Origin of the sequence: Desulfonatronum zhilinae, assembly GCF_900182865.1 — a bacterium.
GTDB classification, from domain to species: domain Bacteria; phylum Desulfobacterota; class Desulfovibrionia; order Desulfovibrionales; family Desulfonatronaceae; genus Desulfonatronum; species Desulfonatronum lacustre.
Map to the genome: position 1 here is coordinate 42,434 of NZ_FXUJ01000013.1, position 21,334 is coordinate 63,767.

Consider the following 21,334-nt stretch of genomic DNA (forward strand, 5'->3'; position numbering starts at 1 on the left):
TGGTAACTTCCGAAAACCCGCTGTTTGCTTAATTCATATCCAACTCAGGAGACAACCGCATGAAAACAAAAGTCGTGGTCACGGTAGGGCCGGCAATCGATTCGGAGGACATGCTGCGCCAAATGATCGAGCAAGGGGTGCGCATCTTTCGGTTGAATTTTTCCCATGGCGACCGGTCCTATTTTGAAACGATCATTGCCCGGTTGAAGAAACTGGAGACCGGGATGGACGTTGCTCTGAGTCTGTTGCAGGACCTTTCGGGGCCGAAAATCCGGATCGGTGAAATCGCGGACGCTCCCTGGGACGTGCATAAGGATGATTTACTGTACATGGGTCTGCCGGGTGGGCAAAAAGATATGGAGGCCGTCGGCCAGAGCATCAAAGGATTGCGCTGGGTGGATCTGGATCAGCCGAATATGCTGGAAGTCCTGGAGAGGGGGGATACGGTGACCCTCAGCGACGGCGGCTTGCAGTTCCAGGTCGTGGAAAAGCCCGACGCCCGGACGGTTCTGCTCAAGGCGCTCAACGCGGGTTTGTTGTCGTCCAAAAAGGGCGTGGCCTTTCCCGGCAAGGTCAGCCCATTGCCGGCATTCACGCCCAAGGATCGCCAGGACCTGGCCTATGGCCTGGAGTTGGGGGTGAACGTGGTGGCCTTGTCCTTTGTTCAGGACGCTCAGGACATCCGCTCTCTGATCAACGAGATGGAGCGCCTCGGCCACCGGGTTCCGGTGATCGCCAAGCTGGAGCGGCGCAACGCCGTGGAGAATCTTCAGGAGATTCTGGAATTGGTGGACGGGATCATGGTCGCCCGGGGCGACCTGGGGCTGGAGTGCCCCCTGGCCACCCTGCCGGGCTTGCAAAAAGAGATCATCAAAGCCTGCAACCAGGCCGGCAAGCCGGTGATCGTGGCCACCCAGATGCTGCTGTCCATGGTGGACAATCCCGTGCCGACCCGGGCCGAGATCACGGACGTGGCCAACGCCATTCACGACGGGACGGACTGCGTGATGCTCTCCGAGGAGACCGCCATCGGCAACCATCCCCTGGGAGCGGTGCGGACCATGCGGGAGATCGGCCTGGAGGCCGAGCGCTTCGGCGCGAAACATTATCGGGGGCCGAAAGCGCCCAAGGATCAATCCGATCCGGCCTGGTTCCTGGCCTATGCCGCCTGCCTACTTGCGGAAAAAGCCCAGGTTCGCGCTCTGGTGGCCCACAGCATTTCCGGGGCCACGATCCGTCATCTCAGCGCTTGTCGCCCGGAACAGCCCATCCACGCCCTCTGCCCGGACTACCCGGCGCGTCAGTTCCTGAATTTCTCCAAAGGCGTCCTGCCGCACTCCATCAAGGAACAACTTTCGGATCACCTGGACCGAACCGAGTACTTCGTGGACAGCAACCCGGATTTCTTCGCCACCGGCGAGGCCGTGGTCATCACCGCCGGCCAGCCCAAACCCCGCCAGGACCGCGTGGCCACGAACCTGGTCAAGATTTACGTGAAGTAATACCATTTCCAATTCAATGATTCTCTTCGGTGTCGCTATCGGTATCGGAATCGGGATCGAATTCAGGTTGTTGGCACATAAACATTATCGATCCCGATAGCGATACCGACGCCGACACCGAGAAGTGCATTTTCTCAAGCAAATAAAGCATGATTGAATGAGAAACGGTATAAGACCGCCGCGGCGCCAGGGGCCGGTTTCCGGTCACAACGTAAAGTTCTTCAGCAGCACCCCGGCACCTCGCGGATTGCGGATATTGTAGGTGGCGTGGGACAGGTCGTGGCCGACACGGAGGGTTACGGCATGGTCCGGTAGGGTTTTGAACATTTCCTCGTCGCTTTCCGCATCGCCCATGGCCAGGATGAAGTCCCACTGTCGCTTGGAGCTGAAGTGCATGGCGGCCACGGCCTTGCTGATTCCGGCGCTGCGCACTTCGACCACCATGGGGCTTTGCAGGATCTGAATGCCCACGTTGGAGGCCAGTCCTCGCAGGGTTTCAGCCAGTTCCCGGGCCCGTTGCGCACCGAGGTTGCGATCTGCCTGGCGATAGTGCCAGGCCATGGAAAAGTCCTTGTCCTCGACAAAGGTACCCGGCACCCGTGAGCTGAAACGCTCCAGGATCGGGCGGATCTGATCCTTCCATTCGTTGAGCAGGGGGCGGATCATTCGCCACTGGCCGTCGGTCTCCCGAACCCAGACCCCGTGTTCGGCCACCAGGGCCACGGGCAGGCCATCCAGACAGCGCTCCAGGTTGTGCCTGTCCCGGCCGCTGAAGATGGCCACCTGGGTCTCGGGCAGGGCGGCCAGGGTTTGGAGAGTGGCCCGGATTTCCTCCGAAGGGCAGGCCATGGACGGCGCGTCGTGAAAGGGTACCAGGGTGCCGTCGTAGTCCAGCAGCAGCAGGCGGCTTGAGGCGGACTTGCATTGGCGCACCATCTCCCCGGCTGCGTCGGCGCTGATGAACGTGGACTCCATTTGTTCCTGTTCAGCCTTGACGTGCAGCAGGGAATTCATGAAGTCCTCGGCCCAATGGTTGACGTCAAAGCGCTCCAACCGGTTTTTGAGCAGGGTCATGATCCGGCGCTGCTCCTCTTCCGGCGTTTCCAGGGCCTTGTGAATGGCTTCGGCGAGGTCCGTCAGGCTGTTGGGGTTGACGATCAGGGTCTCTCCCAGTTCGATGGCCGCTCCGGCGGTCTCGCTGAGCACCAGTACCCCCAGGTCGTCGGTCTTGGCCGCGATGTACTCCTTGGCGATCAAATTCATCCCGTCGCGCAGCGGAGTGACCAGGGCCACGTCGCTGATGTCGTAGAGCATGGTCAGTTCGCGCAGCGGGTAGGTGGTGTACTGGTAGATGAGCGGGGACCAGGACAGCTTGCCGAACCGGCCGTTGATCGCACCCACCAACTCGTCGATCTGCTTCTTCATCTCCTGGTACTTGCCCACCCCGGTACGGGACGGGACCACCACCAACATCAGGACGACCCGCTCATGCCACTCCGGGTACAGTTCCAGAAATTTCTCGTACCCCCGCAGCCGGTTGGCGATGCCCTTGCTGTAGTCCAGACGGTCGATGGAAAGCATGATCTTGGTTGACCCCAGAGAATCGCGCAGTTCGCGTTTTTCATCCTGGGTGCGCTGGTCCCGGGCGGCCTGGGCGAATTTGTGGTAGTCGATGCCCATGGGAAACGTGTCCACCTTGACCAGCCGGTCCCCGACCATGATCTTGCCCAGATGGTGCTCCAGACCCAGAATGGCCGAGACGCTGCGCAGGAAATGCTGGGAATAGTCATAAGTATGAAAGCCGATCAGATCCGAGCCCAAGAGACCTTGCAGCAGACGGGTGCGCCAGGTGCTGGGCAGGAGGCGGAAGATTTCATAGGATGGGAAAGGAATGTGCAGGAAAAAGCCGCTGGTCACGTCCGGTCTATGGGAACGGATCATCTCCGGCAGGAGCATGATCTGGTAATCATGCACCCAGACCACGTCGTCCGGTTCCAGTTCGGACTCCACGGCTTGACGGAAGATGTCGTTGACCTGGACGTAGCTGTCCCAGGACGCCTCGTCGAATTCGACATAGGACGGGAAATAGTGGAACAGGGGCCAGAGGGTGGAGTTGCAGAACCCGAGGTAGAAGCTGTCCATCTGGTCCGGGGTCACGTTGACCGGACAGATCCGGAACTTGCCCATGATCCGGGAGGAGAAGTCGAATCGGCTCGGGTCGTCCAGATACATCCCCGGCCAGCCGATCCACAGCGGGTCGCCGCTGAACGGTGAATTTTGGTCCAGGGAGTCCAGGTAGGAATTCAACCCCGTGGCCAGTCCGCCCACGGATTCCTTGGCGATGATTCTGCCGTCCTCCTCCACCAGATTGATGGGCAGTCGATTGGATACGATGACGAGACGCATTCTTGCTCCTTGCAGTCCATATCAGGTTCAGGCCGGAGCCTTCCGGCTCCGCTCAACGGTCGACTATCAGGTTGACTCAGGAAAGCGGTGAATGTCAAACATCACCTTGATCTCTGACACTTCAAAACAAGGAGGATGACCATGAGCCAGACGATTATCTACGGAAAGCAGGGCTGACCCTATACCACCAACGCCCGTGAGGCGAATCCCGGCCATGTTTATTATGACGTGAAGATGGATGCCGGCCGGATGGAAGAAATGCTGAAGCTCAGCCAGGGGCGGCGCAAGGTGCCCGTTATCGTGGCCGACGGAAAGGTGACCGTGGGCTTTGGGGGAACCTGAGGCGTCTAGACCTTCGGCGGTCGCCGAAAATTCCTGGCCCGGCGTTCGGTGCGATTCGTGCGCTGAATGCCGGGTTTTTACGTTACCCATTACGCAATGATTGGAGCACCATGAAACTATCGCGAATAGAATTGCTGGTGGTGGAAGAGGATGAGGATCGGTTTGCCGGGTTTCTGGCGCAACGGGTGTCCTGGGGGTGGGAGGTGGATTATCCGGAGTCCGGGCGGGTTCGGTTTGTGATCTATTGTGAAATCGAGGACCAGACGAAGGCAACGGGCCGTGATTCGGACCCGGCTCAGGAGTTCCCGCGCGGCGTGGCCAGTGAACTCCTGCGGGACGTTCGGCGGGAGTGGCCGGGCGTGGTCTGTTCCGAGTCCACGTATGAGGACCAGGACTGGAGTGAATCCTGGAAAGAGTTCTTCATTCCCGTGCGGGTTGAGGACACGTTCCTGGTGCTGCCGCCCTGGCTGAAGTCGGAGGGCGAGGCTTCGGGGCTGATCCCCTTGCTCATCGAGCCGAAAATGGCCTTTGGCACCGGGCATCACGCCACCACGGCCCTTTGTCTGAAGGCCATCGCCATGTTGTGGAGGGAAGAGGCCGTTTCCGGGAATACCGGGTTTCTGGACCTGGGAACCGGCTCGGGCATTCTGGCCCTGGCCTGCGCCAAGCTCGGGATGACCGGTCTGGCCCTGGACATCGATCCCGTGGCCGTGGCCAACGCATTGGAAAACATGGCTCTGAACGACGTTTCCCAAGGAGTGGCCATCCGCAAGGGCGGGCTGGAGATACTTGATCCGGACCGGCGCTTCGGGCTGATTTTGGCCAATATCCTGGCCGGTCCATTGGTGCATATGGCGCCGACCCTGGCTCGACGCCTGGAGTCCGGGGCGGGCATGGTCCTGTCCGGTATTCTTCGGGAGCAGGCCGAGCGGGTGGAAAACGCCTATCGCGACCAAGGGCTGGCCACCCCACGAAGGCTGACGGAGGGTGAATGGGTCGCGCTGATCTGGTCATGAACGGCAAGGGCCTCACGTCGTCTCCGACGTGAGGCCTTTGCTTTTATCGCCATTATCGACTGCTGCTATCCGACGCGCTTCAATTCCTCCACAAGGCTGTCCAATTCCCCCAGGCCGGCGTTCAGATCCTTGATAGCCCTGGATGTCGACTGCATGGCTTCGGCGTTATCCGTGGAAATGCGGTCAATTTCCTCCACTGAGCGGGTGATCTGCTCGCTGGCCGCGGATTGCTGTTCCGCCGCGGTGGCGATGGAGCGGACCTGGTCCGAGGTGGATTCGGCCAGATTGACGATTTCCCGCAGCTCCTTGCCGGACTTGGCGGCCAACTGGGTGGCGCCTTTGACCGACTCCACGGTCTGGTCCACGCTGGCCGCATTGTCCCGGACCTCCACCTGGATGGCGGAGATGTAGTCGCCGACCTCCTTGGTGGCGGTCATGGTCTTCTCGGCCAGTTTGCGGACTTCGTCGGCCACCACGGCGAAGCCGCGTCCGGCGTCTCCGGCCCGGGCCGCCTCGATGGCCGCGTTCAGGGCCAACAAGTTGGTCTGGTCCGCGATGTCGTCGATGACGGTCATGATCCGACCGATGCCCTCGGCCTTTTCTCCCAGGCTGGTGATCTTCTTTTTCAGATCCAGGGCGTTGCGCTGCACGTCGGCAATGGCCTTGACCGCGTTTTGAACGATGTCCGCGCCGGATTGCGCCTTGATCCTGGCCTGATCCGAGCCTTCGGCCGCATGGGAGGCGTTTTTGGCCACTTCCAGCACCGTGGCGTTCATCTGTTCCGTGGACGTGGCTGTTTCCCCGGTGCGCATCTTCTGCTGCTCGGATCCCTGCCTTGCGGTATCCACATGTCTGGACATCTCCTGGGCCGAAGCGGCGATTTGGGCCACGACCTGGTCGATGCGCTCCGCGGCCTGAAGCATGCCGTCCCGGCGGGCCCGCTCAGCTTCCTTGCGGGCTTCCTCGGCGTCCTGGGTGCAGACGTTGGCCCGGTCCACGGCTTCGGCCGCTTCCTTGGTTTTTTGTTCGGCCTCGATGATTTTATCCCGCAGGTTGCCGACCATGGTATTCATGGCAATGCCCAGTTCTTCCATTTCGTCACGGGAGGCGAGGTTGACGCGGGTTTCCAGATCGCCGGCACCGACTTTTTGGGCAAAGCCGAGCAGTTGCTTCATGGGCTTGAGAATCGCGGCCCACACCGTGGCCTGGCCCACCACGGCGAAGACCAGAAGAATGACCCCGATCAACCCGATCAACAACCAGGTGATGTGGCGAATCAGTTCCTGCTCTTTGGAAATGTCCAGAACGTAAACCATCACCCCGATTTGTCGTCCGCCGTAATCTTCCAGCGGGAAAGCCGTCAGGGAGAAGTTGTCATGGATGGCCACGGAGAGTTGTGATTTGGCCTGGCCGAGCAGGGCTGGGGTGATCAGGCTGTTCACCGCCGGATCGTCTGCCCCGGAGACCTGTACGTACTGATTTCCGATTAACGGATGCTTTTGAGCGTCCTGCAGGCGCTGGGCGATGTGCAACAAGTCCGAATTCATGAACAGAAGCAGGTGCTGTCCTTCCCCAGCGGCCGCGGTCCGCAGGATTGGTTCGAATTCCACCAGCATCTCCACGCTGCCCAGGTGTTCGCCCCGGGTGGAGGTCAGGGGCAAGACGCTACGGATGTCGAAGCCTCCGACGCCGACCTCAAGACCCTGCACCATGCGCCGTTCCCGGTTGGCTTCCATGACGGTTTGGCGAAAGCCGGAGATATCGTCGGAAATGTCGATCCATTCGCCGTCACGCCGGAAGTTGTGGTCCCGCCACAAACGTACCAAGCTTCTCCCGTTGGGCAGGTGAAAGTGGAGTTTCAGTCGGTCATCCATCACCGCCTCGTAACCTTGCAGGGTGTGGAGCAATTCGTTGCGTAACATCTGGCGGGCCTGCCGGAGCATGGGGTCGGCCTCGTCGTCAATGTTTCCGGAAAGGGCGATCTGATAGGCCCGTTGGACCGCCTGCAATCTGGTGAACAGCGCCGTCAATTCCTGGGCTTTCATGCTCGCCATATCCATGGCCGCTTCAATCTCAGCCACCTTGCCCAGGCCGATCTGGGTGACGAATTCGTTGCTCAGACGTTTCAGATTGGAGTCCGTTACGAAATACATGACCGCGCCCAGCATGAGCAGGGCGATGAACAAGGGGATGAATACTTTTTCACGGAGCTTGATGCGCACGGAAAACTCTCCTGTTGTGGCGGGTATTATGGGAGTGATCAAAGATGCGACGGCGACAACCGCTGTCTGAGACGTCACGTTCTTGTGAAAGCCGAAAGTTGACTAAATTGTAATGATTTGATTGGATTTGCTGAAATATCGAGGTTTACGGCTCACAAGCTTGTTTTTTTCATAAGACTGCTCGAGGCTTTGCCAAGAAAACAAATTGAGGTCAAGCAATCGCCACTCTTGTTCATGTTTTCACGAAGATCATGTGAAGCCGAGGGATGCCTGGATGGGCAGAATCGTAAAATTTGGTTAAAAAAATAGGCACAACCTCTTTTGTTTTGTTGAAACTTCGTCTAAGTCCTCCTTCATCCCATGGTAGTGGGTCCGTTAACCATTTATTCAGGAGGCGAGCGATGTCTTTACGGCGAGTAAGTATTCTTTTTTCGGTAATGATTCTTGGATGTTTCTTTGTTTTGGGAGGGCAGGGCGAGTACTCCCGGGCCGATGCGTCCGATCCCATCACCCTCGGGTTCGTCATCCCGCTGACCGGGGACATTCCCAAGGTTGGTGAATCCTCCCGCTACGCGGCTGAAATGCTGCGTGAGGAGATCATGGCCCAGGGCGGCCTGGAAATCGGCGGAGTCAAGCATGAACTGCGCTTCATCTACGAGGACAACGAATCCAAACCGGAGTCCGCGGTCATGACCATGCTCAAGCTGATCGACCGGGACCGCGTTCTGGCCATTGTCGGCCCGCAGTCCAGCAAGCAGGCCGTGCCCGCCGGGCAGGTGGCCAACGACAACCGCACTCCGATGATCTCTCCCTGGTCCACCAATCCTGATGCGACACTGAATCGTCCCTGGGTCTTCCGAGCTGCGTTCCTGGATCCGTTTCAGGCTCCCGTGGCCGTGGATTTTGCCATGAAGCAGTTTAATGCCGACAAGGCAGCCGTGCTTTTTGCTCTGGCGAATGATTACAGCAAAGGACTGGCCGAATTTTTTCGGGATGATTTTGAATCGAAAAATGGCAAAGGCTCCGTTGTGGCCTTTGAATCCTACGGCGACCGGGATCAAGACTTCAGCGCCCAGCTGACCAAGATCCTCGCGGCCCAGCCGGACTTCATCTTCCTGCCCAACAACTACAACGAAGTGGCCTTGATCGTGCGCCAGGCCAGCGACCTGGGCTGGACCGGCCCGTTCATGGGCGCCGACGCCTGGGGCTCCGCCGAGCTGATGACCCTGTGCGGCGACCTGTGCAAAGGCCACTATTTCTCCACCCACTACGCCGCTGCCGGGGCCACCGGGGCCACCAAGGATTTCATCGAGAAGTACCAGGCCAAGTACGGCTACACGCCGGACGACGTGGCCGCCCTGACCTGGGATGCGACACGTCTGGTCCTTGAAGCCATCCAATCCACCGGCGGTTTGACCGGCAACCTGCGCAACGACCGGGCCGCCATCCGTGACGCCATGGCCGCCATCGAAGAGTTCGACGGCATTACCGGCTCCATGCGTTTCGACGACGAAGGCGACCCCATCAAGTGCGCCGTGGTGGTCAAAATCAACGACGCCGGCGAATTCGAATTCACCGAGTCCGTTTGTCCGTAACCTGATCTAATAATCACTGATCCGGGACGGACGTTCAACGTCCGTCCCGGATCAGCTTCCAACCTTTTCTTCCCGAGGGCTTGTCGTGGAATCACTGTTTCAGAACATCATGAACGCCTTGCAGTGGGGCAGCTTCTACTCCCTGATCGCCCTGGGCTATTGCCTGGTCTACGGGGTGCTGCGCCTGATCAACTTCGCCCATGGCGACATCTTCATGGTCGGCGCGTTCATCGCCTACTTTGCGGCCACTTTTTTGATGGGCACGTACACGGACTTTTCCTTCGGCCTTTCCAATCCCATGGTGCTGCTCCTGACCATTCCCATCACCATGATTCTCACGGCCGGGGTGGGCGTGACCATCGAGCGGGTGGCCTACCGCCCGTTGCGCAACAAGGGGGCGCACCGGCTGTACGTGGTGATCACGGCCCTGATGTGCGGCCTGATTCTCCAGCACGCCAACCTGGCCGTGCTGGGCGCCAGCCGGCGCAGCTTTCCGGATTTGGTGGAGCGCAGCGTGTACACCATCGGCGGGGTCACGTTCACCAATCTGCGCGTGGCCACCATTCTTGCCGCGTTTTTGGTCTTCGCCATGCTCTACACCATCATCTCCAAAACGCGAATCGGCATGGCCATGCGGGCCATTTCCTATGATCGCTTCGCCATTCCGCTGATGGGCATTCCCGTGGCCACCATCGTGGTGATCACCTTTATTCTCGGCTCGTCCCTGGCCGGGCTGGCCGGACTGCTCTATTCCATGTCCTATCCGGTCCTGGAACCGTACATGGGCGCGATGATTGGCTGGAAGGCCTTTATCGCCGCGGTTGTCGGCGGGATCGGGGACATCCGGGGGGCCTTCGTGGGCGGCTTTCTGCTCGGCTTTTTGGAAATCATGGTCGTGGCTTTTTTCCCGTCCACCTTCCGGGACCTCATCGCCTTCAGCATCCTGCTGCTGATCCTGTCCATCAAACCCACGGGCATCTTCGGCATGGCCCAGACGACGAAGATCTAGGGCGGTTCAAGGGTTCAACGGTTCACGGTTGTTGCAACCTGAACTGAACGTGGCCTCTTGTTTTTTTCTGATCAACCGCTGAACCGCTGAACCGTGAACCCCTGAACCTCTTATCCTGCACAGGCGGACCGAATCCATGCAGCGTTTTACCGTCCCCATATTGCTGGCCGCGGTTTTTGCCGGACTGATCGGCATGAGCCAGGGCGGCATGATCGATCTTTACATCCAGTCCGTGATCATGTTCATGGGCATCAATATCATCCTTTCCTCCAGCCTGAACATCGTCAACGGCTACATGGGCGAGTTCTCCTGTGGGCACGCCGGGTTCATGGCCGTGGGAGCGTATGTTTCCTCCCTGCTTTCGGTCTGGCTGCTCACCGACGACCGGGTTTTCGGACCGGCGGTGCTGTCCCCGGAGCTGGCCCTGATCATCTTTCCCCTGTGTCTGCTGGGCGGCGCCGTGGCCGCGGCCCTGGCCGGGCTGCTGGTGGCCATTCCCTCGTTCAAGACCCGGGACGACTACCTAGCCATCATCACCATCGCTTCCCTGTACATCATCAAGAGCACCATCGAAAACATCAGCGCCATTGGCGGCCCTCGTGGGTTCATGGGCATGCGTTCCGTGGTGGTGTTCATGGAGGACGTGATCGAGCTGCCCTGGATGATGATCTGGATCTTCATCTGCACCGTCTTCACCGTCTGGATCATCCGGCGCTTCGTCTCCTCCACCTACGGCAAGGGGATCATCGCCATCCGTCAGGACGAGGTGGCCGCGGAGATCATGAGCGTGAACACCAACAAGATGAAAGTGGTGGCGTTCATGCTCTCCTCCGGTCTGGCCGGTCTGGCCGGAGGGCTGTTCGCCCACGTCCTGGGCTACGTGAACCCCGGAGCCTTCGGGATCCTGAAAACCACGGAAATCATGGTCATGGTCTATCTGGGCGGCATGGGCTCCCTGACCGGATCGGTGCTTTCCGCCGTGTTGTTCACGCTGCTGATGGAGGCCATGCGGCCCTTGCAGATCATCAAATGGGTGATCGTGCCCCTGATGCTGATCATTTTGATGCACTTCCGGCCCGAAGGGATCATGGGCAACCGGGAGCTGTCCGATATTTTTCCGCGCCTGCGCCGCTGGTTTCAGTTCAAGTAGGGTGGGAGGAGAGCGATAAATGGCCTTGCTGGAAATTCAATCCGTGACCCAGGTTTTTGGCGGCTTGTGCGCCTTGTCCGACTTCAACCTGCGCTTTGACGGCGGCGAGCTGAACGGTCTGATCGGCCCCAACGGCGCGGGCAAGACCACGGTCTTCAATCTGGTCAGCGGCTTTTACAAGCCCACCCAGGGAAACATTCTGTTCAAGGGCACGGACACCCGACGGCTCAAGCCGCACAAGATCACGGCCCTGGGCGTGGCTCGAACCTTTCAGAACATCCGGCTCTGGCACGACATGACCGTGCTGGACAACATCCGTCTGGCCCGGCACCAGACCCTGGGCTACAATCTGGTGGACGCCCTGGTCCGGACCCGTCGCTATCAACGGGCCGAGGCGGATATCGAGCACAGCGCCCATGAAATACTGGAAGCCCTGCGCCTGGACCGCCATGCCCAGGAGTGTCCCCGAAACCTGCCCTATGGATTGCAGCGACGGGTGGAGATCGCCCGGGCCCTGGCGGGCAAGCCGTCCCTGCTGCTTTTGGACGAACCGGCGGCAGGGTTGAACTCCACGGACATCGAAGGCCTGATTGAACTGATCCGCTGGATTCACAAGGAGTTCAAGCTGACCATCTGGATGATCGAGCACCAGATGGACGTGGTCATGAGCCTGTGCACCTGGATCAAGGTGATCGACTTCGGCGCGACCATTGCCGAAGGCACGCCCGACCAGATTCAGAACAATCCCGACGTGATCAAAGCCTATCTGGGAGATGGAGCGCTGTGATGCTTTCAGTGGATAACCTCAAGGTCAAATACGGTAATATTCAGGCCCTGCACGGAATCAGCTTTCATGTGGATCAGGGCGAGGTGGTCACCCTGATCGGGGCCAACGGCGCGGGGAAATCCACCACCCTGATGTCCATCGCCCGCCTGACCCCGCCGGAGGCCCCCCGGGTCACGGAAGGGGACATCCGTTTTCAAGGGCAAAGCCTGTTGAAAATCCAGGCCCATGGTGTGGTGGCCAACCTGAAGATCGCCCTCTGCCCGGAAGGGCGGCATATTTTCGGCAACCTGACGGTCATGGAGAACCTGCAACTGGCCACGTATTCCCGGAAGCCCGGCGAGAATCTGGAACAGGAATACCAACAGATTTTCGACCTGTTTCCCCGGTTGCATGAACGCCGCCACCAGCGTAGCGAATCACTGAGCGGCGGCGAACAGCAGATGCTGGCCGTGAGTCGGGCCCTGATGACCGGATGCAGGTTTCTGATGCTGGACGAGCCGTCCATGGGCCTGGCCCCGCTGTTGATGTACGACATGTTCCGGGCCCTGAAACGCCTGAACCAGAACGGCATGACCATTCTGCTTGTGGAGCAGAATGCCCGCTTGGCCCTCCAGTTCGCCCACCGGGCCTACGTCCTGGATACCGGAGAGATTCGCGTCTCCGGCCCCTGCTCCGAACTCATGGACCACCCGGAGATCAAGAAGGCCTATCTCGGCGGGTAGTCCTGGGCAGATTTGTTCTCGACCCTCAACCATTATCTGATATCGGTATCGAAATCGAAATCGTGATCGAAATCGATCTCTGACAAAAATGCTTCACAATTCGATACCAACAGTTTTCTGATGCCAATTCCGATTTCGATCGCGATTTCGATTTCGACCTCGATTGTGATCTGACTTCCAGCTTCCCCATGCCCATCCCTTATCCCGACCTCCGCAAAACCTCTCCAGACCTCGCCCCGCGGACCGTGCCCTGCGTCAGTCTGATCGGCATGGCCGGGGCCGGGAAGAGCACCCTGGGCCGGGCCCTGGCCCAGGATTTGGGTTGGGCGCTGGTGGATACGGATCGGCTGATGGAGGCGCACTGGGGCGCTCCCTTGCAGACATTGCTGGACCGGTTCGGTCTGGATGGCTTTTTGCGGGCCGAAGAAGACGTGGTGGCGAAGCTCTGGCTGTGGCGGACCGTGGTGGCCACCGGCGGGAGCGTGGTCTACGGACCCAGAGCTGTAGGGCGCTTGCGGGAACTGGGGCCGGTGGTTTATCTGCGGGTCGGGGTGGGCACGGTCTGTGATCGGGTCCGGGATGCCCGGGGCCGGGGCCTGGCCAGACGGCCGGGACAAAGCCTGGAACAGCTTTATGCCGAGCGCGAACCGCTCTACCAGGCCGCCGCGGACCTGGCTCTGGACATGGACGATTGCTCCATTAACAACGCTCTGGAACGACTTCGTCCGTGGCTGCAAGACCAACTGAAAAAAACATCGGGACAAACATGAAGCAAAAAAGAGGACCCATTGCTCTGGGCGCACCGGATCGTGGAAGCGTGATTATTTCCTGGATGCCGGTGATTTTGTCCGTGATCGCGGCTCTGGCCTTGAGTCTGGAATACTGGCTGATGGAGACCGGGCGGGGTGGGTTGTGCCCCACTGCGGGATGCGCGGTGGTCGGGACCTTCGTCAAATTCGGCGAAAAGGCCTTTATCGGCTTGGGAGTGATCTTTTTCTGGCTTCTGGCCGGCGCTTTTTTTCTGGCCCGGCAATGGGACAAGAACTGGCTTTGGCTGCTCATCGCCATCATCTTGACCGCCGGCTTGGCGTTCGACGGTGGCATCCTGGGCTTCCAGCGTTTCGGGATCCAGGAAGCCTGCGTGCTTTGTTATGCCGTGGGCGTGGCCCTGTTGCTGATTCTGCTGGCCTACGGAGCAGCCCGGAAGTCCCTGGCCGCCGTGGTCATGGGATTGGCCGTTTGGACCGCGGCCTTTGCTTCCCAGGCAATGTTCCTGTTCCCCGAGCGAACCCCGGACCTGCGGGAGACCGTCCTGATCACCCACCGTGCGGACTCCTCCACGTATCCTCAGCTGTACTATTTTTTCAGCCTGCACTGCCCCTTCTGTACCCATGTCCTGGCCAGCCTGGCCACGCATCCCCCTGTCAGCGGCGAATGGAACCTCGTGCCCCTGGATACCCAGCCCGAGGACCAGCGCAAGCTCACGGCCCTTCTGGGCCTGCCGGAAACCGCCGACAACCCGTTCCAAGCCATTCTCCTGGTGGAGCAATCGGCCGCTCCGGACATCGCCATTCAGCCCCAGGTCGCCGATGCCGCGCGCAAGGGAGGCACGTTCCTGCGCAACAGCGGCTTTCGCGGCGTCCCCCTGCTGATCATCCAGGAATCCCCCACCAAACGCGTCGTCCTCCAGGGCCGCGACCCCATCCTGAACTACCTGCTGGAAAAGCGGATTATTCCGTTTCGACTGTTTTTCTAAAGAATTCCGGTCTTCTGGGTCAGGATTCTTTAGCTTGTCGTATAGGCTATTACGGGGCAAAGCTGGCGAGTTCTTCCTGCTTCTGTACCGCAGCTGCGAGTGCCGCTCTTGGCACTCCTCACCTGACTTGCACGGCCCCGCTCTCGCGGGGCCGTTTTTTTAAGCTTTTCTTACTTTTCCGGCATGGCCGAGGAGTGGTGCTCCACGATCAGCCAGTGGTCGCCGAACCACTGGTAGACGTAGGTGAACCGGGCGGCCACGGAGAAGGGCTCCTGGCCGTCGGGGCTGAAGGTGAAGGTGTACACCCCGGAGTTGATGGCAATGTCGCCGTAGACCCGGATGTTGCTTTCATTGATCACGCCGCTGGGCTTCTTGGCCAGGAAGTGGACGAAGTAGTCCCGGATTTCGGCGTGGTTGTGGCGGACCTGGTTGGACACCGTGGGCAGCAGGATGCCGTTGAAGGCGTACATGGCCACCACGTTGTCCGGGTTGCCGCTCTGGACGGCCTGGTTCCACTTGTCGAACAGGGCGCTGATTTCTTCCTTGCACTTCATGTTTGGATTCTCCTTGTTTGTATGGTTGGCCTCCCGGCCCGGGTTGCGGGCCGGGAGGATTGGGGTGATGTCGGCCTCAGCCGGATCAATCCAGAAGGATCGGCATGCCCAACAGCGGCCAGATCAACAGCACGGCCAGACCCACCAAGCCCATGAGCATGATGGAGGCCGGAATGCCGTAGGCGAAGAATTCACCGCTGGTGAACTGCTTGGAGTTGTAGGCAATGGCGTTGGGCGCCGCGCCGACCAGGAGCAGGAAGGGCATGCCCGCGGTGACCAGGCAGGCGAAGACGATGACTTCCGGAGCCACGCCCAGGTAGGGGGCGACCACCAGGGACACCGGGATGGAGATGGCGATGGCCGCCACGTTCATGATGAAGTTGGTCATCAGCATGACGAAGAAGGCGATGGCCATGACGAAGACGAACCAGTGGGCCTCGGTGAAAAAGCCCAGCCAGTTGATGGCCAGCCATTCAGCGGCTCCGGTCTGCCAGAGGCAGAAGCCCATGCTCATGGCTCCGGCGAAGAGCAGGATGATGTTCCACGGAACGTCTTCCAGGTCCTTGATGTCCAGGATTCGCAAGATGAAAAAGAGAATCGTGGAGACCAGGAGCACCGCTGCCTTGTTGAAGGGAGCCAGGGCCGGGATGAAGGACTGCAGGGACAGGAACAGGATTACGCCGAAAATGATGACCGAGGCCACGATCTCGTTGCGGGTGATCGGCCCCATATCTGCGCTGAGTTGACGGGCCTTGTCCCGCAGTCCGGGGATGACGTCTTTTTCCGGCTTGAGGAAGATCATGAAAAAGCCCCAAAGCAGAAAAACCATCAACCAGCCGATGGGGAACATGTAGTAGGTCAGCTCGAAGAAGGAGATGCTCTTTCCAGTAATTTCCTCGTAAAATCCCAGGGCGACAATACCCCGGGCCGCGCCGAGCAGGGTGACGATGCTGCCGGCCCCGGCCACGAAGGCCATGCCGATGAACAGCCCCTTGCCGAATTTGGTGGGCCGGTCGCCCTCGCCGTACAATGCGTAAATGGACAGCAGCAGCGGGTACATGGTGGCGGCCACCGCGGTGTGGGCCATGACGTGGGTCAGCAGGGCCGTGACCACGAAACAGCCGAGATAGATCATGGACGTGCGCTCACCCACGATGATCAGCATTTTGTAGGCCAGCCGCTTGGTGATGCCCACCTTGGTGAACACCGCGCCGATGATCAGGGAGCCGAAGATGAACAGGACCGAGGGGTCCATGAAGTCCTTGAAGGCGTCCTGGGCCGGTCGGATGAAGAACAGGGCCTGGACCACGCCGATGGTCAGCCCGGTGACGCCGATGGGCAAGACCTCGAACACCCACCAAGTTCCGGCCAGCAGGAACAGGGCCAAGGCGGCCTTGCCCTGCGGCGACAAGACGAAGGATTTGCCCATGGGGTCTACTGCGTCGGGCCATGGTGGCGAATAATAGACGACCGTAAACAGGAACAGGCCGAGAAAGAGAAAAAACAGCCGTTTGAAATCAATTTTGGATGGGGTTGCTTGTGCAGCGCTCACGCCTCGTCCTCCTTAAATGTTTTCGGGAATTGTAGTGGTGAAAGGGTCGTTACGCTTTGGAAGGCTTGAGGCCGCAAGATTGTACCACCTTGCAGATGGCCGTGTAGACGTCGGAAAAGCGCAGCAAGCCGGTGATGTTCTCTTCCTCCATGACGAACAGGGAGTCGTGCCCGGTGGTGACGAAAAGGTGAAAGGCGCTGTCCATGCGGTCCGTCAGTTTTACTGAATGAAGGGCCCCCGGCTTGCTGACCAGGCGTTCGGCCTTGATTTCCCCGGCTTTGTGGCACAGGTCGCTCAGGGGTTCCTGCCAGAGCATGTAGTCCCGCTTCATGGATTCCACGATCTGCGGCAGGCCGTAGCGGATGTCGTCCTTGAAGCTGTCGATCTTGTCGTATTGCGGCTCCAGGCCGCGGACCACGTCCTTGGGCGAAATCTTGCCCACGACGGCCCCGCTCTGGTCCTCCACCAGCAGGATGCGCTGTTTGCCCGAGCCGGCCAGAAATTCTTCATTGGCTTTTTCCAGGGCCAGCATGACCTCGTAAAAATAGGCCTGATCGGAAATCCGTGGAAATTGATCCACGGGACGCATAAGTTCGCGAATTGTCAACGTCGTGTCCACGAGATGTCCTCCTGTTGCATCCCCATCAGCTTTTCGGTTCGTGCGGGGATATGGTTTGCGGTTTGGTTTCAGCCAGTTTGATCTTGGTACACAGCAAGTCAATGTCGCAGGGCGCCAGAATGTCGTCAAAGGCTCCCATTTTCATGCCTTCAATGGAGTACTGCAAACAATCCGGGGTGGTCATCAGGATAACGTTGGTCAACGGACTGGCGGAGCGGATGGCGCGCAACATCTCCAGACCCTTCTGGCCCACTCCGCTCAGGCCGAGCAGAATGACGCGAAATGTTCGTTCCTTGAGCAGGTGCAAAACGTCGTCCAGATTCTCGCCGGTATAGACCGTAAAGTCGCGCTGGCGGAGATGATGGACCAGGTTGTCCCGAAAGAGCTGGTCGGACTCGACGACAAGTAGGGGCATCGGTTCTCCATCGGCCGGATCGCCTTCAGGGACGGGTCTGAAACAGTTTGTTCAAAAAAGCACATGCCAATGGAGATTTCCATCGACCAGGCTTGTCCTTGGTCATGGCGTTGAGGCGTTTCATTTTGTTTCGCCTTGAGAAGCCCTGCTGAATTGCCACGTCAACGCTAGTCTCATTTCGAGACATTCCCCGATAGTTTTTTTTTTCACGTAAATCAAGATGGCTTGAAAGAGTCGAAACCGCGGGAAGGCGACCGACTGTCGAGAGTCTGTGCCAGGGACGAGAGAAAGGGGCGGGAAAGGGAAGAGCGTCTCCCGGTCCGTTTTTCGGACCGGGAGACGCAAATGGAGGGACTATTGGGCGGCTATTGGGCGAGCACCGGCATGCCAAGCAACGGCCAGATCAGCAGTACGGCCAGGGCCACCAGGGCCATGAGCAGGATCGAGGCCGGGATGCCGGCGGCGAAGAACTCGCCGCTGGTGAACTGCTTGGAGTTGTAGGCGATGGCATTGGGCGCCGCGCCCACCAGGAGCAGGAAGGGCATGCCCGCGGTGATCAGGCACGCGAAGACCACGACTTCCGGAGCCATGCCGAGATAGGGAGCGACCACCAGGGCCACGGGCATGGAGATGGCGATGGCGGCCACGTTCATGATGAAGTTGGTCATGACCATCACGAAGAAGGCCATGGCCAGGATAAAGACGAACCAGTGGGCGTTCTGGAAAAAGCTCAGCCAGTTGATGGCCAGCCACTCGGCGGCCCCGGTCTGCCAGAGGCAGAAGCCCATGCTCATGGCCCCGGAAAAGAGCAGAACGATGTTCCAGGGGATGTCTTCCAGATCCTTGATGTCCAGGATCTTCAGGATGAAGAAGAGGACCGTGGAGACCAGGAGTACCGCGGCCTTGTTGAACTGGGCCAGGACCGGGATAAAGGATTGCAGGGACAGGAAGACGATGACCGAGAGAATGATGGACCCGGAGATGATTTCATTGCGGGTGATGGGGCCCATTTCCCGGCTGAGCTGCCTGGCCTTTTCCCGTAGACCGACGATGCTGGATTTTTCCGGCTTGAAGAGGACCATGATCAGCCCCCAGAGCATGAAGACCATCAGCCAGCCCACCGGGGCCATGTAGTAGGTCAACTCGAAAAAGGTGATCTCGTTGCCGGTGATCTCGTTGTAAAACCCCAAGGCCACGATGCCACGGGCCGCGCCGAGCAGGGTGATGATGCTGCCCGCGCCGGCGATGAAGGCCATGCCGATGAACAGCCCCTTTCCGAACTTGGTGGGCCGGTCGCCCTCGCCGTACAGGGCGTAGATGGACAGCAACAGAGGATACATGGTGGCGGCCACCGCGGTGTGGGCCATGACGTGGGTCAGCAAAGCCGTGACCACGAAACATCCCAGGTAGATCATGGAGGTGCGCTCGCCCACGATGGAGAGCATTTTGTAAGCCATCCGCTTGGTGATGCCCACCTTGGTGAAGACCATGCCGATGACAAGGGACCCGAAGATGAACAGCACCGAGGGGTCCATGAAGTCCTTGAAGGCCGCGCTGGCCGGACGGATGAAGAACAGAGCCTGGACCACGCCGATGGTCAGGCCGGTGATGCCGATGGGCAGGACCTCGAACACCCACCAGGTCCCGGCCAGCAGGAACAAGGCTATAGCGGCTTTGCCTTCCGTGGACAGAACGAAGGTCTTACCCATGGGGTCCACGGCGTCGGGCCAGGGCGGGGCGTAGTAGACCACGGTAAACAGAAACATGCCGAGAAAGAGAAAAAACAGCCGCTTGAAATCGATCTTGGATGGCGTTGCCTGTATGGTGCTCACGATTTTTGCTCCTTGAGAAATGTGAGGTGGATTCTGATTCTGAACGGTCACCGGTGACATGTCGCGACACGGCGGCTATGCCGTGGGCGCTTTGAGGCCGCAGGCCTGAACGACCTCGCGGATGGCTGCATAGAGATCGGAAAAGCGCAGCAGGCCGACGACGGCGTCGTTTTCCACGACGAACAGGGAATTACGGCGGGAAGTGACGAAGATGTGCAGGATATTGTCCATCTTTTCGTCGATGTTCACGGTCTGGTTCGGCTCCGGTTTATTCATGAAGGTTTCCACCCGCACTTCCGCGGCCTTGCGGCACAGATCGTCCAGCGGTTCCTGCCACAGCCGCAATTCCTCCTTCATGGACTGGACGACCTGGGGCACGCCGTAGCGGATGTCGTCGCTGAGACTGTCGACCCGGTCGTACTTGGGCTCCAGCCCCCGGACCACGTCCATGGGAGTGATCTTGCCGATGACCCTTCCCCTTTCGTCCTCCACCAGTAAAATGCGTTGTCTGATTTTTCCGGACTGAAATGCTTCATCGGCTTTTTGCAGAGCCAGCATGGCTTCATGGAAAAAGGACCGGCCGGAAATGCGTGGAAATTGGTCTACCGGACGCATCAGTTCGCGAATGGTAAATGTGGTGTTCACTCGTTTATCCTCCTTGGTTACGTCGTCGTTCTCGCCTCGGCGGCGGGTTACTGGTTTTGCAGCTCGCTCGCCCGCGATGAGCGCAAAATCGATCGCTTTCCATAGCCGCTTTTCAGAAATCCTTTTCCGGAATCAGGGAGGTTTCGTGCGTCTGGCTCTTTGCGACGCGGCCCGCCTGATTTTCGCGCAGAGCAAATCGATGTCGTAAGGCACCGGGACATCGTCAAAAGCTCCCATCTTCATCCCCTCAATGGCGTAATGCAGACAGTCCGGGGGCGTCATCAGGATCACCCTGGTCTTGGGGCTTGTCGCGAGGATGATCCGCAGAAACTCCAATGCCTCGCGCCCGACTCCCTCCAAACCAAGCAGAGCCACGTCCACGGCGCATTCTCCCAGTATGCGCGTTACGCTCGCCCTGGTTTGCCCCGCGCGCACCGTGAAACCCCGCTGGCGCAGATGATGGGTCAGATTGTCGCGAACGAGATGATCGGTCTCGATAACAAGTAGGCACATTGATTCTCCCTTGACCGGCGGCTCCCGAAACGAGGCCGGACAGCGACCTCGTGAGCGCGGATCTCCTGAATGAACGTCACCAAAGGCGCTTGGCCGTCATTCGGATACAATGAGTTGAGCAAATCATGTGCCAGATGTAACAAGCAATGATATCAATAGGATAATAAGGAGTGGCGGGCGATGAGTGCGAAGATGAATTAAAATGAATTAAAATGAATCAACCAGGGTGTTTCTAGTTGAAACAATTTGAGGCGAGAGGGGAGGAGGGAGGGAGTTCTGTCAGGCCGGACGCTGGATGTCTCCGGGCTGGAGGTGGGTCTCCAGGCAACGGCGGATGGCCCACTGGTAGTCGCCGATGACGGAATCGACGACCCGGACATCTTTCCAGGTCAGGTAATCGTAGTATTCCTGTTCGATTCCGCCGCAGATGAGCACGGTGATCTTTTCGGTAAGAATCAAGCGGCAAAGGTCCTCGGCCGACGGATGCGGCAGGACCAGGGTTTTTTCCATGATTTTGCTTCCGTCGGGAGCGAACTCGGCGATGAACAACCCTAGAGCCAAATCGAAACGAGGGGCCACGTCGTCCTCATGCAGGACGACCATGATTTTTCGGGGCTTGGCAATGCTGCCTGGCTTGGAGTTCTTGCGTTTCATGGGCGGTTTCCAATGGCCCGAAGGGCCTGGGGGGTGAGGGGAA

20 protein-coding genes are annotated in these 21,334 nt (G+C 59.2%); 10 read left to right on the forward strand and 10 right to left on the reverse strand.

Annotated elements, in window-relative coordinates; genetic code table 11:
• The first annotated feature begins 59 nt into the window (after positions 1-59).
• The gene (gene pyk, locus AC559A_RS11350) at positions 60-1,502 is read left to right on the forward strand and encodes a pyruvate kinase (RefSeq protein ID WP_498818014.1); all 1,443 of its coding nucleotides are present in this window, start codon (positions 60-62) and stop codon (positions 1,500-1,502) included.
• A gap of 204 nt (positions 1,503-1,706) precedes the next feature.
• Here the strand turns inward: pyk and AC559A_RS11355 are convergent, their stop codons facing one another.
• Positions 1,707-3,908, reverse strand: coding sequence for a bifunctional alpha,alpha-trehalose-phosphate synthase (UDP-forming)/trehalose-phosphatase (locus AC559A_RS11355; RefSeq protein ID WP_498818015.1), 2,202 nt, complete (start codon positions 3,906-3,908; stop codon positions 1,707-1,709).
• A gap of 135 nt (positions 3,909-4,043) precedes the next feature.
• Between AC559A_RS11355 and uxx1 the strand changes: the two genes are divergently transcribed.
• Together uxx1 and AC559A_RS11365 are read left to right on the forward strand one after the other, a co-directional pair.
• On the forward strand, positions 4,044-4,250 hold the full coding sequence (uxx1, locus tag AC559A_RS11360) for a UXX-star selenoprotein family 1 (RefSeq protein ID WP_492207358.1): 207 nt from the start codon (positions 4,044-4,046) through the stop codon (positions 4,248-4,250).
• Positions 4,251-4,360: 110 nt separating this feature from the next.
• Complete coding sequence (locus tag AC559A_RS11365) at positions 4,361-5,266, forward strand: 50S ribosomal protein L11 methyltransferase (protein ID WP_498818016.1); 906 nt, start codon at positions 4,361-4,363, stop codon at positions 5,264-5,266.
• Between the two features lie 65 nt (positions 5,267-5,331).
• On the opposite strand, the gene AC559A_RS11370 is transcribed toward AC559A_RS11365, so the two are convergent.
• Positions 5,332-7,488: a methyl-accepting chemotaxis protein gene (locus tag AC559A_RS11370; RefSeq protein WP_051434306.1), complete on the reverse strand. Its 2,157-nt coding sequence runs from the start codon at positions 7,486-7,488 to the stop codon at positions 5,332-5,334.
• Between the two features lie 437 nt (positions 7,489-7,925).
• On the opposite strand from AC559A_RS11370, the gene AC559A_RS11375 reads away from it, so the two are divergent.
• The 7 genes from AC559A_RS11375 (at position 7,926) to AC559A_RS11405 (ending at position 14,507) form a co-directional block, all read left to right on the forward strand.
• On the forward strand, positions 7,926-9,083 hold the full coding sequence (locus tag AC559A_RS11375) for an ABC transporter substrate-binding protein (protein ID WP_051434307.1): 1,158 nt from the start codon (positions 7,926-7,928) through the stop codon (positions 9,081-9,083).
• 85 nt (positions 9,084-9,168) lie between these two features.
• Complete coding sequence (locus AC559A_RS11380) at positions 9,169-10,092, forward strand: branched-chain amino acid ABC transporter permease (RefSeq protein WP_028571237.1); 924 nt, start codon at positions 9,169-9,171, stop codon at positions 10,090-10,092.
• Between the two features lie 136 nt (positions 10,093-10,228).
• Positions 10,229-11,242 carry a branched-chain amino acid ABC transporter permease gene (locus AC559A_RS11385; protein WP_498818017.1) on the forward strand — a complete coding sequence of 338 codons (1,014 nt, stop codon included), beginning with the start codon at positions 10,229-10,231 and terminating at the stop codon, positions 11,240-11,242.
• A 19-nt stretch (positions 11,243-11,261) separates the two neighbouring features.
• The gene (locus tag AC559A_RS11390) at positions 11,262-12,029 is read left to right on the forward strand and encodes an ABC transporter ATP-binding protein (RefSeq protein ID WP_028571239.1); all 768 of its coding nucleotides are present in this window, start codon (positions 11,262-11,264) and stop codon (positions 12,027-12,029) included.
• On the forward strand, positions 12,026-12,751 hold the full coding sequence (locus AC559A_RS11395) for an ABC transporter ATP-binding protein (protein ID WP_498818018.1): 726 nt from the start codon (positions 12,026-12,028) through the stop codon (positions 12,749-12,751). Before AC559A_RS11390 ends, AC559A_RS11395 begins: the two co-directional genes overlap by 4 nt.
• Before the next feature lie 188 nt (positions 12,752-12,939).
• Entirely contained in the window at positions 12,940-13,521 is a 582-nt protein-coding gene (thrB, locus tag AC559A_RS11400; RefSeq protein WP_498818019.1) for a homoserine kinase, read from the forward strand.
• Positions 13,518-14,507: a hypothetical protein gene (locus tag AC559A_RS11405; RefSeq protein ID WP_498818020.1), complete on the forward strand. Its 990-nt coding sequence runs from the start codon at positions 13,518-13,520 to the stop codon at positions 14,505-14,507. Before thrB ends, AC559A_RS11405 begins: the two co-directional genes overlap by 4 nt.
• 170 nt (positions 14,508-14,677) lie before the next feature.
• Here AC559A_RS11405 and AC559A_RS11410 read toward each other — a convergent pair whose 3' ends face one another.
• The 8 genes from AC559A_RS11410 to AC559A_RS11445 form a co-directional block, all read right to left on the reverse strand.
• On the reverse strand, positions 14,678-15,061 hold the full coding sequence (locus tag AC559A_RS11410) for an SgcJ/EcaC family oxidoreductase (protein WP_028571243.1): 384 nt from the start codon (positions 15,059-15,061) through the stop codon (positions 14,678-14,680).
• An 85-nt stretch (positions 15,062-15,146) separates the two neighbouring features.
• Positions 15,147-16,613, reverse strand: a complete 1,467-nt coding sequence (locus AC559A_RS11415; protein WP_028571244.1) for an SLC13 family permease — start codon at positions 16,611-16,613, stop codon at positions 15,147-15,149.
• 49 nt (positions 16,614-16,662) lie between these two features.
• Positions 16,663-17,232: a hypothetical protein gene (locus tag AC559A_RS11420; RefSeq protein ID WP_028571245.1), complete on the reverse strand. Its 570-nt coding sequence runs from the start codon at positions 17,230-17,232 to the stop codon at positions 16,663-16,665.
• Positions 17,233-17,257: 25 nt separating this feature from the next.
• Entirely contained in the window at positions 17,258-17,647 is a 390-nt protein-coding gene (locus tag AC559A_RS11425) for a response regulator (RefSeq protein ID WP_028571246.1), read from the reverse strand.
• A gap of 365 nt (positions 17,648-18,012) precedes the next feature.
• Positions 18,013-19,479, reverse strand: coding sequence for an SLC13 family permease (locus AC559A_RS11430; RefSeq protein WP_028571247.1), 1,467 nt, complete (start codon positions 19,477-19,479; stop codon positions 18,013-18,015).
• A gap of 75 nt (positions 19,480-19,554) precedes the next feature.
• Positions 19,555-20,124: a CBS domain-containing protein gene (locus AC559A_RS11435; protein ID WP_028571248.1), complete on the reverse strand. Its 570-nt coding sequence runs from the start codon at positions 20,122-20,124 to the stop codon at positions 19,555-19,557.
• 132 nt (positions 20,125-20,256) lie between these two features.
• The gene (locus AC559A_RS11440) at positions 20,257-20,637 is read right to left on the reverse strand and encodes a response regulator (protein WP_498818021.1); all 381 of its coding nucleotides are present in this window, start codon (positions 20,635-20,637) and stop codon (positions 20,257-20,259) included.
• Positions 20,638-20,916: 279 nt separating this feature from the next.
• Positions 20,917-21,291, reverse strand: coding sequence for a dinitrogenase iron-molybdenum cofactor biosynthesis protein (locus AC559A_RS11445; protein WP_156932840.1), 375 nt, complete (start codon positions 21,289-21,291; stop codon positions 20,917-20,919).
• Between the last annotated feature and the right edge of the window lie 43 nt (positions 21,292-21,334).

What these genes read in the sequence shown, in the direction of transcription:
- pyk (WP_498818014.1), top strand. Translation starts at nt 60, where the DNA reads ATGAAAACAAAAGTCGTGGTCACGGTAGGGCCGGCAATCGATTCGGAG.
- AC559A_RS11355 (WP_498818015.1), bottom strand. Translation starts at nt 3,908, where the DNA reads ATGCGTCTCGTCATCGTATCCAATCGACTGCCCATCAATCTGGTGGAG.
- AC559A_RS11365 (WP_498818016.1), top strand. Translation starts at nt 4,361, where the DNA reads ATGAAACTATCGCGAATAGAATTGCTGGTGGTGGAAGAGGATGAGGAT.
- AC559A_RS11375 (WP_051434307.1), top strand. Translation starts at nt 7,926, where the DNA reads ATGATTCTTGGATGTTTCTTTGTTTTGGGAGGGCAGGGCGAGTACTCC.
- AC559A_RS11385 (WP_498818017.1), top strand. Translation starts at nt 10,229, where the DNA reads ATGCAGCGTTTTACCGTCCCCATATTGCTGGCCGCGGTTTTTGCCGGA.
- AC559A_RS11390 (WP_028571239.1), top strand. Translation starts at nt 11,262, where the DNA reads ATGGCCTTGCTGGAAATTCAATCCGTGACCCAGGTTTTTGGCGGCTTG.
- thrB (WP_498818019.1), top strand. Translation starts at nt 12,940, where the DNA reads ATGCCCATCCCTTATCCCGACCTCCGCAAAACCTCTCCAGACCTCGCC.
- AC559A_RS11405 (WP_498818020.1), top strand. Translation starts at nt 13,518, where the DNA reads ATGAAGCAAAAAAGAGGACCCATTGCTCTGGGCGCACCGGATCGTGGA.
- AC559A_RS11410 (WP_028571243.1), bottom strand. Translation starts at nt 15,061, where the DNA reads ATGAAGTGCAAGGAAGAAATCAGCGCCCTGTTCGACAAGTGGAACCAG.
- AC559A_RS11425 (WP_028571246.1), bottom strand. Translation starts at nt 17,647, where the DNA reads ATGCCCCTACTTGTCGTCGAGTCCGACCAGCTCTTTCGGGACAACCTG.
- AC559A_RS11440 (WP_498818021.1), bottom strand. Translation starts at nt 20,637, where the DNA reads ATGTGCCTACTTGTTATCGAGACCGATCATCTCGTTCGCGACAATCTG.
- AC559A_RS11445 (WP_156932840.1), bottom strand. Translation starts at nt 21,291, where the DNA reads ATGAAACGCAAGAACTCCAAGCCAGGCAGCATTGCCAAGCCCCGAAAA.